This window comes from Burkholderia lata (genome assembly GCF_902499025.1).
GTDB lineage: Bacteria > Pseudomonadota > Gammaproteobacteria > Burkholderiales > Burkholderiaceae > Burkholderia > Burkholderia lata_C.
Map to the genome: position 1 here is coordinate 15,039 of NZ_CABVPW010000011.1, position 15,285 is coordinate 30,323.

At 65.9% G+C, this 15,285-nt stretch carries 14 protein-coding genes; 6 read left to right on the top strand and 8 right to left on the bottom strand.

Translation table 11 applies throughout. The annotated features are described in order from the left end of the window. Positions 1-6: 6 nt before the first annotated feature. Together BDI24065_RS12980 and BDI24065_RS12985 are read right to left on the bottom strand one after the other, a co-directional pair. Entirely contained in the window at positions 7-810 is an 804-nt protein-coding gene (locus tag BDI24065_RS12980) for an SDR family NAD(P)-dependent oxidoreductase (protein ID WP_175031605.1), read from the bottom strand. A 62-nt stretch (positions 811-872) separates the two neighbouring features. Continuing rightward, a complete protein-coding gene (locus tag BDI24065_RS12985; RefSeq protein ID WP_254609747.1) occupies positions 873-1,223 on the bottom strand; it encodes a cupin domain-containing protein in 351 nt (116 codons plus the stop codon). Positions 1,224-1,495: 272 nt separating this feature from the next. On the opposite strand from BDI24065_RS12985, the gene BDI24065_RS12990 reads away from it, so the two are divergent. After that, positions 1,496-2,428 carry a LysR family transcriptional regulator gene (locus tag BDI24065_RS12990; protein WP_175031607.1) on the top strand — a complete coding sequence of 311 codons (933 nt, stop codon included), beginning with the start codon at positions 1,496-1,498 and terminating at the stop codon, positions 2,426-2,428. Positions 2,429-2,686: 258 nt separating this feature from the next. Here the strand turns inward: BDI24065_RS12990 and BDI24065_RS12995 are convergent, their stop codons facing one another. The 4 genes from BDI24065_RS12995 to BDI24065_RS13010 all read right to left on the bottom strand — a co-directional run bounded on the left by BDI24065_RS12995 (position 2,687) and on the right by BDI24065_RS13010 (position 6,010). Further along, positions 2,687-3,250 (bottom strand): tautomerase family protein, encoded by a 564-nt coding sequence (locus BDI24065_RS12995; protein WP_175031608.1) that lies wholly within the window; start codon positions 3,248-3,250, stop codon positions 2,687-2,689. A gap of 149 nt (positions 3,251-3,399) precedes the next feature. Beyond that, positions 3,400-4,392 carry a GlxA family transcriptional regulator gene (locus BDI24065_RS13000; protein ID WP_175031609.1) on the bottom strand — a complete coding sequence of 331 codons (993 nt, stop codon included), beginning with the start codon at positions 4,390-4,392 and terminating at the stop codon, positions 3,400-3,402. Positions 4,393-4,563: 171 nt separating this feature from the next. Then, the gene (locus tag BDI24065_RS13005) at positions 4,564-4,860 is read right to left on the bottom strand and encodes a hypothetical protein (protein ID WP_175031610.1); all 297 of its coding nucleotides are present in this window, start codon (positions 4,858-4,860) and stop codon (positions 4,564-4,566) included. Between the two features lie 391 nt (positions 4,861-5,251). Next, on the bottom strand, positions 5,252-6,010 hold the full coding sequence (locus BDI24065_RS13010; protein WP_175011755.1) for a TIGR00730 family Rossman fold protein: 759 nt from the start codon (positions 6,008-6,010) through the stop codon (positions 5,252-5,254). Position 6,011: 1 nt separating this feature from the next. Between BDI24065_RS13010 and polA the strand changes: the two genes are divergently transcribed. The 3 genes from polA to BDI24065_RS13025 all read left to right on the top strand — a co-directional run bounded on the left by polA (position 6,012) and on the right by BDI24065_RS13025 (position 11,659). Then, the gene (gene polA / locus BDI24065_RS13015) at positions 6,012-8,765 is read left to right on the top strand and encodes a DNA polymerase I (protein WP_175031611.1); all 2,754 of its coding nucleotides are present in this window, start codon (positions 6,012-6,014) and stop codon (positions 8,763-8,765) included. A 270-nt stretch (positions 8,766-9,035) separates the two neighbouring features. After that, a complete protein-coding gene (locus tag BDI24065_RS13020) occupies positions 9,036-10,370 on the top strand; it encodes an NAD(P)/FAD-dependent oxidoreductase (RefSeq protein ID WP_175031612.1) in 1,335 nt (444 codons plus the stop codon). Between the two features lie 413 nt (positions 10,371-10,783). Further along, complete coding sequence (locus BDI24065_RS13025; protein ID WP_175031613.1) at positions 10,784-11,659, top strand: dienelactone hydrolase family protein; 876 nt, start codon at positions 10,784-10,786, stop codon at positions 11,657-11,659. 57 nt (positions 11,660-11,716) lie between these two features. On the opposite strand, the gene BDI24065_RS13030 is transcribed toward BDI24065_RS13025, so the two are convergent. After that, positions 11,717-12,586: a sulfurtransferase gene (locus tag BDI24065_RS13030; RefSeq protein ID WP_175031614.1), complete on the bottom strand. Its 870-nt coding sequence runs from the start codon at positions 12,584-12,586 to the stop codon at positions 11,717-11,719. A 117-nt stretch (positions 12,587-12,703) separates the two neighbouring features. Then, positions 12,704-13,810: an aromatic ring-hydroxylating oxygenase subunit alpha gene (locus BDI24065_RS13035; protein ID WP_175031615.1), complete on the bottom strand. Its 1,107-nt coding sequence runs from the start codon at positions 13,808-13,810 to the stop codon at positions 12,704-12,706. A 270-nt stretch (positions 13,811-14,080) separates the two neighbouring features. On the opposite strand from BDI24065_RS13035, the gene BDI24065_RS13040 reads away from it, so the two are divergent. Both BDI24065_RS13040 and BDI24065_RS13045 read left to right on the top strand, forming a co-directional pair. Then, positions 14,081-14,374, top strand: a complete 294-nt coding sequence (locus BDI24065_RS13040; protein WP_175011761.1) for an exodeoxyribonuclease VII small subunit — start codon at positions 14,081-14,083, stop codon at positions 14,372-14,374. Next, positions 14,371-15,255: a polyprenyl synthetase family protein gene (locus tag BDI24065_RS13045; RefSeq protein ID WP_175031616.1), complete on the top strand. Its 885-nt coding sequence runs from the start codon at positions 14,371-14,373 to the stop codon at positions 15,253-15,255. Before BDI24065_RS13040 ends, BDI24065_RS13045 begins: the two co-directional genes overlap by 4 nt. Positions 15,256-15,285 lie beyond the last annotated feature (30 nt).

A 15,285-nucleotide genomic window follows, 5' to 3' on the forward strand; every position in this document is an offset into this window, starting at 1 on the left:
CGCCGGTCAGCGCATGCCGCCGATCGTGTAGCCGCCGTCGACCAGCAGCGATTCGCCCGTCACGAAGCGCGCTTCGTCGCTGCAGAGCCAGACGGCCGCGTCGGCCACGTCTTCGGGCGTGCCGATCCGTCGTGCGGGCGTGAATGCGGCGAACGGGCGGAACATCTCGTCGTCGCCGAAGCGGCGCGCCATCGGCGTGTCGATGATGCCGGGGTTCACGTTGTTGATCCGGACGCCGTGCGGGCCGCCTTCGAGTGCGACCGCGCGCACGAGCGCATCGAGCGCGCCCTTGCTGGCCGAATAGGTCGACGAGCCGGCAAGCGCGCCTTTCGCGAGCCACGACGACGTATTGACGATCGCACCGCCGCCGTGCGCGAGCATCACCTCCATTTCGTATTTGATCGACAGCCACGTACCCTTGAGATTGGTGTCGATCACATGGTCGAAGTCGGCCTCGGTCTGTTCCACGATCGGCGCGAACGTGCCTTCCGTACCCGCATTGTTGAACGCAGCATGCAATGCGCCGTAGCGTCTGATCGTTGCGTCGACGAGCGCGCGCACGCCATCGGCGGATCCGACGTCGATGGCCATTGCGAAGGCTTCGCCACCGCGCCCGGTAATCGCGCGCACGGTTTCGTCGAGCGGCGCCGCGCGCCGTCCGGCGACGACGACGCGGGCGCCTTCCCGCGCGAATGCGAGCGCGGCCGCCCGGCCGATGCCGGTGCCGCCGCCGGTGACGAGCGCGACGCGTCCGTCGAGCCGGGGGCGCGTCGTGGCGGAAGAGGGTGACAGGCTCCGTGAATCGGACATGACGAGTTGCTCCATGTGAAGGGAAACGAGCCGGCCGACTGGCCGGCGCAGGGTCGAGGTGCTTAGTCCTGGCGGTCGGGCACCGTCAGGGGCACGCCAGGCGTACCGGCGTAGAACACGATCAGTTCGACGCGCTCGTCGCCGGTCTCGCCGCGATGGGCGCCGTCGACCATTTCCGGCACCACGTCGCCGGGACCGAGCGCCAGCCGCTTGCCGTCGCTGCGGCGCACGGCGGTCAGGTGGCCCGACAGCACGTAGCCGATGTTGATCGACGGATGCGTATGCCACGGCAATACCGCGTGCGGCGGAATCGTGTAGCGTACGACCGTGATCTCCGGTTGTCCTGACGGATAGGTGCGATACCGCGAGCCGTCCCACGCATGCGTGGTTCGCAGCAGTACCGTCTCGGTCACGCGGCTACCTGCGTCCGCTTCCTGTGCGATTGCTCGCGGCGAACCGGCGACGATCAAGGCGGCCGCGAAGACGGTTCGCGAAACGGCTGAAAATGAAAATGTGTTCATGGCGGCGGGCCGTTTGGCTCCGGGTATCGAATACAGCGCCATTGTGCGAAGCAGGGTGCCGCGCGAATAGCATCCGACCGGTTGAAACCGATTCAACCGGCCGGACAGGCGTTGCGATGCCGTGGATGATTGCCCGGGCGTTCCGGGCTTGACGGGAGCTGCGAATGGATCGGTTGAAGGCGCTGACGGTATTCGTCCGTATCGCGGCCGCGGGCGGCATCAGCGCGGGCGCACGCGAGCTGGGCATGACGCCGCAAGCGGCCAGCAAGCAGGTCGCTGCACTGGAAGCGCTGTTGAACGTGCGGCTGCTCCAGCGCTCGACACGCGGGATCGTGCTGACGCTCGAAGGTGAACGTCTGCTTGCACAGTGCCGCGGTGCTGTCGGGGAACTGGAGAGCGCGCTGCGCATGCTCGACGACGATCAGGCGCACGCGACCGGTACGATTCGTGTTGCGGCGCCGTATTCGCTGGCCCGGCGCTTTCTCGCGCCGCTGCTCGGCGAATTCTGCGACCGTCAGCCGGGTGTCACGGCCGAACTGATCGTCAGCGACGACATGGCCGACATCGTCGAACAGCGGATCGACATCGCCGTGCGGACCGGCAATCTGCCCGATAGCGGGCTCGTTGCACGGCGCATCGTCGATCTGCAATTGATCGTCTGCGCGGCGCCTGCGTATCTGCGTCGCCACGGCGAGCCGCAGACGATCGACGCGCTGCGCGATCATCGTTGCACCGCGTTCCTGTATCCACGCACGGGCAAGCCATTTCCGTGGGAATTCCTGGTCGACGGTCGTGTCGATACACGGCGGATCGACCCGTTCATCGCGACCAACGACATCGATGCGGAACTCGACACGGTGCTGAGCGGCGCCGCGATCGGTCAGTTCTTTGGCTATTCGGTCAGCGCGCACATTCGCGAGGGGCGCCTCGTGCCGTTGCTGACCCGGCACATGACCTGCCGTTACGGCCTGCACCTGTGCATGCCGCAGCGCATGCACGTGCCGCGGAGGAGCCGTTTGCTGATGGATTTCCTCGCTGCCCGGCTCGGTGCGCATCCGGATCTGGCACCGCTTTCGTTTGCGGATGCGCCGGCATGACGCGCGCCTGATTGCGGACGCGCCACCGGGCGGCTGCGCGTCGTTGCTCCGCGCGCGCTTCTTCAGGCGTCCCGGCAGGCAATGACAACCGTCACGGCCACGATCGGCGCGTTCGTCGGGCCGTGCGACGTCGTCACGTACAACGCGAACCCGTGCGGCCGGCCGGGCAAGGGCGCCGCGCGGTTGTACGCGCCGCAGATGCCCGCATTGCATGACGCCGGGTTCGGGTGCCGGGAGACGGCACGCGCTCGCCGAGCATCAATACGCGGGTTCGGCGTTGCGAACGTGCGACGGGCCTTGATGCGTCTCGCGCATCGCGGCGAGCGCGGCTTCGAGGATCGCGATCGCATCCGTGCGCCGCGTGATCGCCAGCCGCTGCTCCCCGAGCGCCCGCAGCGGCGCGCCCCCGAAGTACTCCATGATGTCCGGCAGGCGCCGCACCACACCGCGGCTACCCCAGCAGCCGTCGTCGATTTCCGTTGGAAAGACCCACACGCGCGTCGCAATGGCGTCGACCGGCACGCCTTCCGCGCGAGCCACGGCGGCGGTCACGTCCGCAATCAGCCCAGCACGCGCGGCGTCCGTGTACTGACCTTCCGGCACGGTCGGCACGATCCGGTAGATCGGCGCAGGCGCGAGCGCCCCGGCACGATACACGGCTGCCGGCCGATGCACGAAGATCCACGTCACGTCCCGCACGCGCGGATTGTCGGGATCGAGTCCCTCGTGACGGATCAGCGTGTCCGTCAGTTCTTCCATCAGTTGTGCTTCGGCCTGCGGTGCGAGCGCACCTTCGGGAATGGTGACGTCGATCATCGGCATGACGGTGTCCTGGTTCGGTCGAGAGGGCGTCGCTCCGGCGCGGGGCGACGTGAATCCAGTGTATGAACCTCGTGCCGACGCGCGCAGTGGTGAAACTGCCATTCGACAATGCCAATACCGACATCGTGCCCAACACCCGCTGCGCGCGGCTATTGCGTGAAGCGACGGCGATACTCGCCGGGGGAGATGCCGGTCTCGCGCTTGAATAATTGCCGAAAGCCGCTGATGTCCGCGTAGCCGACGCGCTCGCAGACGGTGTCGATCGCGAGCTTCGTTTCCGCGAGCAGCCGCTTTGCAACTTCGATCCTGAGCGTCTGCAGATACCTGAGCGGCGGCGCACCCACTGCGTCCCTGAAGCGGCGATGGAGCGTGCGTTCGCTCATCGCGACGTGATCGCTCAGCCGGGCGAGGCTGAAGGGTTCGCGCAGATGCTTTTCCAACCAGCGTTGGGCGCGTGCGACGGCGGCATCGTCGTGCCCGCGATGGCCCATCCGGTCGAGGTCGATGAATGAATCCTGCGAGACGCGGTTCATGTCGATCAGCATGAGCCTGGCGACCGACGCGGCAAGCCGCGCGTTCGCCAGTTTGTCGACGACTTTCAGCGCGAGATTCTGATATGAGGTGACGGAGCCGCCGCACAGTATCCCGTCCTGCTCGGTCAGGATGTCCGACGCACGCAGTGCAACGTCAGGGTAGCGTGCGCGGAAGCGCGATGCTTTCGTCCAGTGCGTCGTGGCAATGCGGCCGTCGAGCAAGCCGGCCTCCGCGAGCAGGAAGGCGCCGGTGCAGTACGTCGCGATCAGCGTGCCGCGCGCGTGTTGCCGGCGCAGCGCGTCGAACAGTGGCGCGAGCGCGGCGGGGCGGTCGAGCAGCCGTTCGAGATCCGCGACGAACGGGCTCGTCAGCCAAATCGCGTCCGCGGGACTGCTGCCGTCGATCGCACCGTCGACCGGGATGACCTGGCCGGAGGCCGCTCGCACCGGCCGTCCGCCGATCGATTCGACGCGCCAGCGAAACGGCGCGCTCGCGCGGCCCTGCGATGTCGTCGGGGCAAGATGGTTGGCCGCCGTGAAGACGTCGGTCGGCGCGGCGACGCCGGATGCAAGGGCATGTTCGACAGCCCAGATTCGGATGAGCGGCATGAATGGCAGGATTGGCCTCGAGCGAGGGCAATGCTACCACCGGGCGCCGAGCGATTTTTGCCAGCCGGCGATGCCGCCAATTCATGCGGCCAGCGGTCGAAAATCAAAAGGCCGCCCGGCGCCGAAGCGCACGGGCGGCCTTGCGTGCGTCGAGCGGCCGCGCGGTGTCGCTCAGCACTCACCCTTCTTCGCGTGTCCCGGCGGGCAGTGATAGCCGCGGTCGTCGTGACCACGATGACGCTGGTGTTCGTCCCACTCGCGGCGTTCCCAGTAGCGGTGGCCGTCCCAATAGCGGTCGCCATGCCAGCCGACGATCACCGCGGGTGCCGGGGCGACCATGACGGGCGCGGGCGCGACGACGACCGGTGCGGGCGTGCCGATATTGACGTCGACGTTGACGGCGTGGGCGAGGCCGGACAGCGAAAGGCCGAGGCCGGCGAAGGCAAGGGCGATCAGCGAGCGTTGCATGTTCTTTTCCGTGATGTCGTTGTAAAAGGCCGGCGCGACGCGATGGAAGCGAGGGGGACCGTTCCACCGGGGGAAACGCCGCACCGACACATGCAGTGTGCTGGCGCGCGACGGAAAACGCGAGGCGGGTTTGTTACGGCGGATTGGCGGCGGGCAGGCGCGGGGTGCGGGCGTCGAGCCGCGTCATTTGACAATGGCGACCCGCGTGTGCAGATGATGGCGCGCGCGTCGTACGGCACGGGCCGCGCGGATTTGACATTCGGCGGCGCGAGGCCGCGAAGCGCGATTAACGGCGCGTTACAAAGTGACGCGCGGCAGGTGGCGGGATCGCCATGCCTGCCGCGCGGGAAGCCGCTCGCCGGCCGTCGGGCCGGCGGTCGTCACGGATGGATTACAGATAGAACATCCGGTCTTCTTCGGGGCGCGGCGGATGGCCTTCATCGTCCGAACCTTCTTCCTCGCCGCTGTCCTCGTAGAACGCGAGCACGGCGTCGAGCACCTGGTCGGGATCGTCGATCACCTGCATCAGGTCCATGTCGTCCGGATTGATGAGGCCCATCGGAATCAGCTGGTCGCGGAACCACTGCAGCAGCCCCTTCCAGAACTCGCTGCCGACGAGGATGATCGGCACGAGGCGCGACTTCTTCGTCTGGATCAGCGTGAGCACTTCCGACAGCTCGTCGAGCGTGCCGAAGCCGCCCGGCATCACGATCACCGCATCCGAATTCTTCACGAACGTGACCTTGCGCGTGAAGAAGTGGCGGAAGCGCAGCGAGATGTCCTGGTAGTGGTTGCCGGCCTGCTCGTGCGGCAGCTCGATGTTCAGGCCGACCGACGGCGCCTTGCCGGCGTGCGCACCCTTGTTCGCTGCTTCCATGATGCCGGGGCCGCCGCCGGAGATCACGGCGAAGCCGGCGTCGGACAGCTTGCGTGCGATCTGCACGGCGAGCTTGTAGTGCGGCGTGTCGGGCTTGAGGCGGGCAGAACCGTAGATGCTGACAGCGGGGCGGATCTCCGACAGGTACTCGGTCGCCTCGATAAACTCTGCCATAATCGTGAACATCTGCCACGATGCGCGCGCCTTCTTGGCCGTCGCGCGTTCTTGATCTGCGAGCGAACGCAGACTCGGAATCACTTTTCTCTTGTTCATAATGCCTGAAGAACGAAATCTGGAAGGTAAGACCCTGCTATTGGTTGACGGTTCGAGCTATCTGTATCGGGCTTACCATGCGATGCCTGATTTGCGTGGCCCTGGCGGGGAGCCGACCGGAGCGCTCTACGGAATCATCAACATGCTGCGCCGTATGCGCAAGGAAGTCAGTGCAGAGTATAGCGCTTGCGTGTTCGATGCAAAGGGCAAGACGTTCCGTGACGACCTTTATGCCGACTATAAGGCAAACCGTCCGTCGATGCCGCCCGATCTCACATTGCAGGTCGAACCGATCCACGGCGCCGTGCGTGCGCTCGGCTGGCCGCTGCTGATGGTCGAAGGCGTCGAGGCCGACGACGTGATCGGCACGCTCGCGCGCGAAGCCGAGCGGCACGGGATGAACGTGATCGTGTCGACCGGCGACAAGGATCTCGCGCAGCTCGTGACCGACCACGTCACGCTCGTCAACACGATGACCAACGAGACGCTCGATCGCGACGGCGTGATCGCGAAGTTCGGCGTGCCGCCCGAGCGCATCATCGACTACCTCGCACTGATCGGCGACACCGTCGACAACGTGCCGGGCGTCGAGAAGTGCGGGCCGAAGACGGCCGTGAAATGGCTGGCGCAGTACGACAGCCTCGACGGCGTGATCGAGCATGCGGGCGACATCAAGGGGGTGGTCGGCGACAACCTGCGCCGCGCGCTCGACTTCCTGCCGCTCGGCCGCAAGCTCGTGACCGTCGAAACTGCTTGCGATCTCACGCCGCATCTCGAATCGATCGAAGCGTCGCTGAAAAGCGACGGCGAAGCGCGCGACCTGATGCGTGACATCTTCGCGCGCTACGGCTTCAAGACCTGGCTGCGCGAAGTCGACAGCGCACCGGCGGAAGGTGGCGGCGCCGATGCGCCGGAAGGCGAGCCGGCGCCGGTGGTGGCGGCCGACATCGCGCGCGAATACGACACGATCCAGACCTGGGAGCAATTCGACGCGTGGTTCGCGAAGATCGACGCGGCCGCACTGACCGCGTTCGACACCGAGACGACGTCGCTCGATCCGATGCTCGCGCGGCTCGTCGGCCTGTCGTTCTCGGTCGAACCGGGCAAGGCCGCGTACCTGCCGGTCGCACACCGCGGCCCCGACATGCCCGAACAGCTTCCGCTCGACGAAGTGCTCGCGCGGCTGAAGCCGTGGCTCGAATCGGCCGATCGCAAGAAGGTCGGCCAGCACCTGAAGTACGACGCGCAGGTGCTCGCGAACTACGACATCGCGCTGAACGGCATCGAGCACGACACGCTGCTCGAATCGTACGTGGTCGAATCGCACCGCACGCACGACATGGACAGCCTGGCGCTGCGTCATCTGGGCGTCAAGACGATCAAGTACGAGGACGTGGCCGGCAAGGGCGCGAAGCAGATCGGTTTCGACGAAGTGGCGCTCACGCAGGCCGCCGAATACGCGGCCGAGGATGCGGACATCACGCTGCAACTGCATCACGCGCTGTATCCGCAGGTTGCGCGCGAGCCGGGCCTCGAGCGCGTGTATCGCGAGATCGAGATGCCCGTGTCGCTCGTGCTGCGCAAGATGGAGCGCACGGGCGTGCTGATCGACGATGCGCGTCTGCAGGCGCAGAGCACCGAGATCGCGACGCGCCTGATCGAGCTCGAAGCGCAGGCGTACGAACTGGCGGGCGGCGAATTCAATCTCGGCTCGCCGAAGCAGATCGGGCAGATCTTCTTCGAGAAGCTGCAGTTGCCGGTCGTGAAAAAGACGCCGAGCGGCGCGCCGTCGACCGACGAAGAAGTGCTGCAAAAGCTCGCCGAAGATTACCCGCTGCCGAAGCTGCTGCTCGAGCATCGCGGGCTGTCGAAGCTGAAGTCGACCTATACCGACAAGCTGCCGCGCATGGTGAACCCTTCGACGGGCCGCGTGCATACGAACTACGCGCAGGCCGTCGCAGTCACGGGCCGCCTTGCGTCGAACGACCCGAATCTTCAGAACATTCCGGTGCGCACGGCCGAAGGCCGGCGGATCCGCGAGGCGTTCATCGCATCGCCGGGCCACCGGATCGTGTCGGCCGATTATTCGCAGATCGAACTGCGGATCATGGCGCACATCTCGGGCGACGCGTCGCTGCTGCGTGCGTTCTCGCAGGGCGAGGACATTCACCGCGCGACGGCAGCCGAAGTGTTCGGCGTGACGCCGCTGGAGGTCAATTCCGACCAGCGCCGGATCGCGAAGGTGATCAACTTCGGGCTCATCTACGGGATGAGCGCGTTCGGGCTCGCATCGAACCTCGGCATCACGCGCGATGCGGCGAAGCTCTATATCGACCGTTATTTCGCCCGCTACCCGGGCGTCGCGCAGTACATGGAGGACACGCGCTCGGTTGCGAAGGAGAAGGGCTACGTCGAAACCGTTTTCGGTCGCCGCCTGTGGCTGCCCGAGATCAACGGCGGCAACGGCCCGCGTCGTCAGGCCGCCGAGCGCGCGGCAATCAATGCGCCGATGCAGGGCACGGCGGCCGACCTGATCAAGCTGTCGATGATCGCGGTGGACGACTGGCTCACGCGCGACAAGCTTGCATCGCGGATGATCATGCAGGTGCACGATGAACTGGTGCTCGAGGTACCCGACGGCGAACTGTCGCTGGTGCGCGAGAAACTGCCGGAAATGATGTGCGGCGTAGCGAAGCTGAAGGTGCCGCTGGTCGCCGAAGTGGGCGCCGGCGCGAACTGGGAAGAGGCACACTGACGCACCGCTGCGCGGTTCCCGATTCCTGCGGCATATTGTTGCAGGGATGCTGAATATCGAGATGGTTTGCTTGTGGTCAACGCGCAAGCTCCCGGACAATGCATGTCATTGACACGGGGGCATGCGCGCCCCGCGTTCCGGGTTGGACGCATCGAAGTGCTTCGAACTGCACATCGATGATGTCCGAACCGGTTAATCCACCGGGTGGCGCGAATGCATCGCGTTCGCACTATCCGGCGGCAGCAGTTTCGAATCGCAAAGGGGGAACAGATGCATCGGATCATCATCGTAGGCGGAGGCGCGGGCGGCCTTGAACTGGCGACGCGGCTCGGCGACCGTTACGGCGCGCGCGGCAATCGTTCCGCGCGTGCGCTCGTCACGCTCGTCGACCGCAATCCGACCCACATCTGGAAACCGCTGCTGCACGAGGTCGCGGCCGGCAGCATGGACCCGTTCACGCAGGAGCTCGAATATGCGGCGCAGGCGCGCTGGCATGGTTTCGAATTCCAGCAGGGCGGGCTGACCGGGCTTGACCGTGCCGCGAAGCGCATCACGCTCTCGCCGGTCAACGACAGCGACGGCGAGGAACTGCTGCCGGCGCGTGAGCTGGAATACGACACGCTCGTGATCGCGATCGGCAGCACGACTCACTTCTTCGGCGTGCAGGGCGCGGCGGAAAACGCGATCGCGCTCGATACCGTTGGCGAGGCCGAGCGCTTCCGCAAGCGGCTGATCGCCGCGTGCATGCGCGCCGAGCACCAGGCGCCGGCGCCGACCGCGCCAGGTGAAGCGGCCGAGCCGCGCATCCAGGTCGCGATCGTCGGCGGCGGCGCGACCGGCGTCGAGCTGTCCGCCGAACTGCGCAACACTGCGCAGGTGTTGTCGGCCTACGGGCTGCACAAGCTCGACCCGCGGCACGACGTCGGCATCGTGCTGATCGAATCGGGGCCGCGGATCCTCCCGGCGTTGCCGGAGCGCGTGTCGTCGGCGACGGCCGAACTGCTCGAAAAGATCGGCGTGCGGCTGATGCTCGCCGAGCGCGTGACCGAGGTGACGCCCGGGGCTGTCCATACGGCGAGCGGCAAGACGGTGCGTGCCGACCTGACGGTCTGGGCCGCCGGCATCAAGGCGCCGTCCGTGCTTGCCAATCTCGATGGCCTCCAGATCAACAAGCTCGGCCAGCTCGACGTGCGCCGCACGCTGCAGACCTTTACCGACGACAACGTGTTCGCGCTCGGCGATTGTGCGGCATGCGCATGGCCCGGCAACGAGCGCAACGTGCCGCCGCGCGCGCAGGCTGCGCACCAGCAGGCGAACTTCCTGCTGAAGGCAATCGGCTGCCGGCTCGACGGGCGCCCGCTGCCCGAATTCACGTATCGCGACCTGGGCTCGCTCGTGTCGCTCGGCCATTTCAGCGCGGTCGGCAACCTGATGGGCGGGCTGATCGGCGGCAACATGCTGATCGAAGGGCTGTTCGCGCGTTTCATGTACATGTCGCTGTACCGGATGCACATCGCGGCGCTGCACGGCTATCCGCGGATGATGCTCGATACGGTCGCGCACTGGCTGCGGCGCACGACGCTGCCGCGCGTCAAGCTGCACTGAGCACGCGTTCGCGCGGGAAGCGGGCGGGGAGTGCGCACATCGTGCGTAGTCTCCGCCCGTTGCTTTTTTGCAGGCTGCCGGGCGGCCGTACGTGCGCCTGACGGGCAAGATCGACCGCGTGTTTTTCGTTTCAATTCGCAAGCATCCGATTGTGCAGCGGCGCTCGACATGTGGCTTGTTGCATTGCGATTCGATGGGTCGCTTGAGCGTTTCTGCGCTCCCGAATTAACGCGTCGTAATTGAGTCTTACATATCTGACAGTTGACGCGACAACGGATTATTGGGCATCTTGTGCGGGTTTCCGTTTGCGGCGGGGTGCCAACCGCCGCGACATTCGCGCTGCGCAACGGCGCGATGCCCCGTCATGCTGTGTCCGTGATCGTGACGGCGGCGCCTAATCGAGGAGTGCATTCATGTTGAAACCCGAAGTCGACAGCCTGGTTCCCCACGTTCCGTTCTCGCGCCGCAAGTTCATGCAGGCCGCGCTGGGCGGGGCCTTCGCGGCGGCCGTACTGCCCGTGTCGGCGCAGACGGTCACGACCGACAGCGAAGGGCTGGACGTCGACACCGTCGAGATCCGCTCGGGCGACTCGAGCGTGCCTGCGTATCGCGCGCAGCCGAAGGATAAGACGAACCTGCCGGTCGTCATCGTGATCCACGAGATCTTCGGCGTGCACGCGCACATCGCCGATGTCTGCCGCCGCTTCGCGAAGCTCGGCTATCTCGCGATCGCCCCCGACCTGTTCGCGCGGCAGGGCAATGCAGCGAAGTACCCGACGATCAAGGAACTCGACGAGCACATCATCAGCAAGGTGCCGGACCGGCAGGTGACCGAGGATCTCGATGCGACCGTCACGTGGGCCGGCAAGAACGGCGGCGACCTGTCGCGTCTCGGCGTGGTCGGGTTCTGCTGGGGTGGCCGTCAGGGCTGGCTGTATGCGGAGCACAACCCGCACGTGCGCGCGGCCGTTGCATGGTACGGGTTCGTCGAAGGCAAGACCGACGAGATGACGCCGTTCAACCCGGTCGATCATGCTTCGTTGCTGAAGGTGCCGGTGCTCGGGCTGTATGGCGAGAAGGACACGAACATCACGCAGGCGTCGCTCGCGGACATGCGCAAGGCAATCCAGACGAGCGATTCGAAGCTCGCGCGCGAATCGGAGATCGTCGTGTATCCGGATGCCGGTCACGCGTTCTTTGCCGATTACCGGCCGAGCTATGTGAAGGCCGATGCGGAGGAGAGCTGGAAGCGCGCGATCGCGTGGCTCCGCAAGTACGGCGTGATGTAAACGGCAAGCGGCGGCATGTGCCGCCGCTTCGTTACGACTGCGCCGAGCCGCCGGCGCTTACGGTGTCGGGCCGGTTGCAATCGGCCGCGACGGGTCGGCGCTCCACTCGCTCCACGAGCCGGGATACAGCGACGCGCCGTGCAAGCCCGCAACCTCCAGCGCAAGCGCGTTGTGGCATGCGGTGACGCCGGAGCCGCATTGCAGGATCACGCGATTCGGTTCGGTGCCGGCCAGCACGGTGGAAAACGCTTCACGCAGTTCATGGCCGGTCTTGAAACGGCCGTCGGCGGTGAGGTTGTCCTTGAAGAAGCGGTTGCGTGCGCCCGGAATGTGGCCGCCCACACGATCGATCGTTTCGTTTTCGCCGCGATAGCGGTCGGGTGCGCGCGCATCGATCACGATGCGCGTGGGTGCGTTCACGTTGGCGAGCACGGCTGCCGCGTCCACCGTCGATTCGAGCGGCGCAGCCGCGCGGAAATCGCCGGCGGCCGGGTGCGGTACGTCGGCCGCCAGCGGCTCGCCAGCTGCTTCCCAGGCCTGCAGGCCGCCGTCGAGTACGGCAACCGAATCGTGGCCGAGCCAGCGCAGCAGCCACCACAGGCGTGCCGCATAGGCGCCGCCTTGTGCGTCGTATGCGACGACCTGCTGGCCCTGCCTGAGGCCGCGGCTCGCGAGCAGCGTGGCGAGTGCGTCGCGGGTCGGCAGCGGATGACGGCCGTTGGTGCCCGTCTTGCGGCCCGACAGGTCGCGGTCGAGGTGGAGGTACTGGGCGCCGGCGATATGGCCGGCCGCATACGCGGCTTCGCCGGCAGCGGGATCGACGAGATCGAAGCGGCAGTCGAACAGCGCGACGCTGCCGGGCGCCGCCGCCAGGCGCTCGGCGAGATTGGCGGCGGAGATGAGCGTGGTGTAGTGAGTGTGTGGCATGACGGCTCCCTGGAGTGCGAATGGCCTGACATTCCAAGTCTAAACAAAAAAAGACGGGCCGAAGCCCGTCTTTTCGTCTGCCGGATGCCGTGCGGCGTCAAAGCGCCGCACCGGCTGTCAGAGGTCGCCGAGGTGGCGGCGCAGGAACTCGTGGAAGTGCTGCATGCCGTCTTCCATCGGGCTCTGGTACGGGCCGACCTGCGATTCGCCGCGTGCCATCAGTGCACGGCGGCCTGCGTCCATCCGCATCGCGATCTCGTCGTCCTCGACGGCCGTTTCCATATAGGCGGCGCGTTCGGCCTCGACGAATTCGCGTTCGAACAGCGCGATTTCCTCGGGGTAATAGAACTCGACGATGTTGGTCGTCTTCTGCGGGCCTTGCGGAATCAGCCACGACACGACGAGCACGTGCGGATACCACTCGATCATCAGGCCCGGGTAGTAGACCATCCAGATCGCACCGAACTCCGGCGGCACGCCGTTGCGGAACTTCAGCACCTGCTCGTGCCATTTCTGGTAAGTCGCGCTGCCCGGTTTCGCGAGGGCGTTATGCACGCCGACCGTCTGCACGCTGTACCAGTCGCCGAACTCCCACTTGAGGTCGTCGCACGACACGAAGCTGCCGAGGCCCGGGTGGAACGGGACGACGTGGTAATCCTCGAGGTAAACCTCGATGAACGTCTTCCAGTTGTAATCGCACTCGTGCACTTCGACGTGATCGAAGTGGTACTCGGAGAAGTCGAAGTGATGCTTCGTGCCGAGGTTGGCGAGGTCGCGCGCGACATTCCGGCCCTCCGCCTCGAACAGCAGCCCCTGCCAGTTCTGCAGCGGGCTCTTGCCGAGGTTCAGGCACGGCTTGTCGGGGAAGTGCGGCGCGCCGAGCAACTCGCCTTCCAGATCGTACGTCCAGCGGTGCAGCGGGCACACGATGTTCTGCGTGTGCCCGCGCCCGTTGAGCATGATCGCCTGCCGGTGGCGGCAGACGTTCGACAGCAGTTCGATCTGGTTCGCCTGGTTGCGGACCAGCACGCGGCCTTCCTTCTCGGACGGCAGCGCAAAATAATCCCCCGCCTCGGGCACCATCAACTCGTGCCCGACGTAACGAGGTCCTTTCTTGAAGAGGGTTTCGATCTCGCGCTCGAGTAGCGCCTCATCGAAGTATGCAGTGACTGGAAGCTGGCTGTGAGCCGACTTCAACTGAAGCGCATCGCTCAGATTGGACATTCCCACTCCCGGTGTTAGCGTGAAAGCAGTGAACAACCCAACCATCGAAAAATCGATTTAGGGAAACGGGGAATTATACCCGGTTCGCCTCGCAAGGCTAGGATTAAGTGCCTGATTTGTGTCAATTTTTTGTCGGGCGGCAATCGGAAGGCGCACAATGTGTGTCGGTGATGGGGCCGGAATATGTGCCGGGTGCCCACGACGGCAGGTCGGAAAATTCTCTTTTGCCGTAGAATGTCCGACTTGTTTTGAAATTTGACACCCTCGTCCATGGCGAAAACCGCATCCCCAGGCGCCACGCCGCCCGGCAATGACACTGAACCGTTGCCGGACAATTACGAGATGGCGCTCGCGGAACTCGAGACGCTGGTTGCCCGGATGGAAGGCGGCGCGTTGAGCCTCGAGGATTCACTGACGGCGTATCGCCGCGGTGCGACCCTCGTTGCGTTTTGCCAACAGCAGCTCGAGAAAGTGGAGCAGCAGGTTCGCGTGCTCGACGGCGCGACGCTGAAGCCGCTTTCGTCCGGAACGGCCGCCACGGACGGCGAAGACGACGATCTATGACATTCGAACAATGGATGCGGTCCGTGCTTGACCGTGTCGAGGACGCACTCGGCCACTATCTGCCCGCTGAAACCGCGGTGCCGGAAAAACTCCACGAGGCGATGCGTTATGCAGTCCTCGGCGGCGGCAAACGCGTTCGCCCGCTGCTGTGCCATGCAGCAGGCGAACTGACCGGCGCGACGGAAGCGGCGCGCAATGCGGCAGCAGCAGCACTGGAGATGATCCACGTCTACTCGCTCGTGCACGACGACATGCCGTGCATGGACGACGATGCGCTGCGTCGCGGCAAGCCGACCGTGCACGTGCAGTACGACGAGCCGACGGCACTGCTGGTCGGCGACGCGCTGCAGTCGCAGGCGTTCGTTGCGCTGACCGATGCCGCCGCGCTGTCGCCGGTGCAGCAGGCCGCGCTCGTGCGCGAACTGGCGCTGGCAAGCGGCTCGATCGGCATGGCCGGCGGGCAGGCGATCGACCTGGCGAGCGTCGGCCTCAAGCTGACGCGCGAGCAGCTCGAGACGATGCACCGGATGAAGACGGGCGCACTGCTGCGCGCGGCCGTGCGGATGGGCGCGCTGGCCGGCGAAACGCCGTCCGCGGAAGCGATGGCTGCGCTCGATGTGTATGCCGGGGCCGTGGGTCTGGCCTTCCAGGTCGTCGACGATATTCTCGACGTGACGACCGATTCGGCGACGCTCGGCAAGACGGCCGGCAAGGACGCGGCGAACGACAAGCCGACCTATGTATCGATCCTCGGCCTCGAGGCGTCGCGTGAGCTCGCAGCGCAACTGCGCGCCGAGGCGCACGACGCGCTGAAACCGTTCGGCGCACGCGCACAGCGTCTCGCCGAACTTGCCGACCTGGTAGTGAACCGGGTCAGCTGACGCGAAAGCCCGCCGCCGCGCACACGCTAC